The sequence below is a fragment of the Rubritalea sp. genome, assembly GCF_039830215.1.
GTDB lineage: Bacteria > Verrucomicrobiota > Verrucomicrobiia > Verrucomicrobiales > Akkermansiaceae > Rubritalea.
The window spans coordinates 1-2147 of the sequence record NZ_JBDOPO010000208.1 but is presented as its reverse complement, the minus strand read 5'-3'; the positions used below and the strand labels follow the sequence as shown (position 1 = coordinate 2147).

The following is a 2147-nucleotide window of genomic DNA, read 5'->3' as shown; positions in this document are numbered from 1 at the left end:
TCTGCTTTTTGCCAGGTGTCCAGGCTCTGTACTGGGATCTCAGGGGTGAAATGCGTGTCCATCATGAGGTAACCCACATAAAAGAAGAGCCCGAAGAAGAGGGCGGGAACCAAGCGTGAAAGTACAATTGGCATGTGGAATTGCTGGATGCTCATTTTTGGCTCTAATTTCTGATTTAGAAATCTAGATAGATTTCTGTGCGGCGGTTGGCACGGCGTCCATCTGGGTTATCCGACCCATCTGTGAGTGTGTTAGAGACTCTTGGGTGCTGTGAGCCATGGGACTCGGTAACTACCTGCTCAGGTTTGACACCGTGGTTTGCGAAGAACTCCTTGACGGCTTGAGCGCGTTTGGCTGAGAGATTTTCGTTGTATTCTTTGCTGCCCTTGGCGTCGGTATGGCCAGATATGGTGATTGTTTTGTTAGGATCAAGCTTCAGCAGGCTAGTGACGATCCCGAGCTGTTTTTGAGTGCGCGGAGTGAGGCCTTCTGAATCAAAATCAAAGTAAATGACCAACGTGTCACCACCGTGTGGATTTTTCAATAATGGGGTGTAGTAGACATCGCCACCTGAAACGCGTTTGGCGTAGTCGCCGAGCAACTGGTCTAGGTTGATTTCGTAGACAGTCCATGCGTCACCCTGCTGTTGGCGTTGAGTAATGATGGAAAATTGAGCAGCTTTCCCACCGTCACTTGAAACAACATTGGCGTAAAATCCGGCTGCGGTGTCACGCATGAAGAGCGCGCGTAGCGGTTTGTTTTTGTCTATTTTGTAGGCTGCTTCCTCGAAAATGATACACAGTCCCGCAAGCTTCGCGTCGCTGATGTTAGAGGTGTCGACCATCGCCTTGGCATTTTTGAAATCCTGATTGAGTAAGCGGCTGAGGAATGTGTGGGTGTAGTTCAGCGCGTCAGTGGTAGCATTGGGCAGTGATGGGGCTTCCCCTTCAGTGAGTTTTTCAACCGTTGGGAGAGTTACCTTATCGACCTTCCACTTGCCTTTAGTGTCGCGAATGACATCGAGAAGGATAGGCGCACCGTCTTTGAGGTTGATTGCCCAGCGTGCGAGCTTGTTGGCTTTGAGCTCGCCGATCTTTTCAAAGGGGTTTTCTGGGTCGATTTTGAGCCCTTGTTCTGCAACGAGTTTACGCAGCATAGCCTCTTGCTCTTTTGTCAGTGATTGTTTTCCAATGAGACGAATGATCGCCTCGGCGTCATCTTCATTTTTGGCCTTTTGGATAATCTCTACAATCTTTGCCATGTAGTCCTCAGGGTTACTGAAGTCGAGGGTCATGCCCATGTCTGCAGCCATTTCTTCAGCAGTCTGTGGCGGTAGCGGATCGGAGTCTGGAATCTGCTCGTTACTTGTCTCTGCGGGTATTTCAGCAGGTGTTGTTTTACTGCTCGATGGCGCTGGGACTTCAACTGGCTTCTTATTGCAGTTAGTGGCGGCAAGGCAGAGGCAGAGGACGGAAATGGGAAAGTGCGGCTTCACGTCCCAATGGTAAGGGGAAGTCGGCTGGATGTCACAGCTCTTTTCTCACGAAAGCACTGCTTGCACTCCAGCGGGTGAATGCGTATCGATGGGGCATGTTCAACATCGTGATGGTTCATCCTGAAATCCCGCACAACACGGGTGCCGCTGGGCGCTTGGCTCTGGCCACTGGCGCTAGGCTCCATTTGGTGAAACCGCTTGGCTTTGATATCGATGAAAAGACGGTGAAGCGTGCGGGTCTAGATTACTGGAAGGATGTTGATCTCGTCATTTGGGAGAGCTGGGATGCATTTTATGCATCGGTAGCTGACACCTCACGGATGTTTTTGCTGACGACTAAGGCCACTAAAAATCACTGGGATGCCAAGTTTCAGAATGGCGATTACTTGTTGTTCGGCAGAGAGACCAAAGGGCTAGATGAATCCTTGATCGAGGCGCACCCTGAGACTGCCATCAAGATTCCCATGGTTGAGGGAAGCACACGCAGCCTGAATCTAGCGACAGCTGTAGCGATTGTGCTCTATGAGGGGATGCGACAGGTGGGGATGGAGTAGGCTGATGACAGAGTATTTTGTGTAGTATCTCATCTGAATTGCGTAGTGGTGTTCCATGAACACTCTATCCGCAGCATTGGTGGGTGGTGTGCTGGCAT

Annotated in this window: 2 protein-coding genes; one reads left to right on the top strand and one right to left on the bottom strand. The window is 50.5% G+C overall.

Translation table 11 applies throughout. The features are described 5' to 3' along the window. Positions 1–175: 175 nt before the first annotated feature. Complete coding sequence (locus ABGY95_RS06995) at positions 176–1495, bottom strand: OmpA family protein (protein WP_347440974.1); 1320 nt, start codon at positions 1493–1495, stop codon at positions 176–178. Between the two features lie 95 nt (positions 1496–1590). On the opposite strand from ABGY95_RS06995, the gene ABGY95_RS06990 reads away from it, so the two are divergent. Next, positions 1591–2049 carry a tRNA (cytidine(34)-2'-O)-methyltransferase gene (locus ABGY95_RS06990; RefSeq protein ID WP_347440973.1) on the top strand — a complete coding sequence of 153 codons (459 nt, stop codon included), beginning with the start codon at positions 1591–1593 and terminating at the stop codon, positions 2047–2049. Positions 2050–2147: the final 98 nt, after the last annotated feature.

What these genes read in the sequence shown, in the direction of transcription:
- ABGY95_RS06990 (WP_347440973.1), top strand. Translation starts at nt 1,591, where the DNA reads ATGTTCAACATCGTGATGGTTCATCCTGAAATCCCGCACAACACGGGT.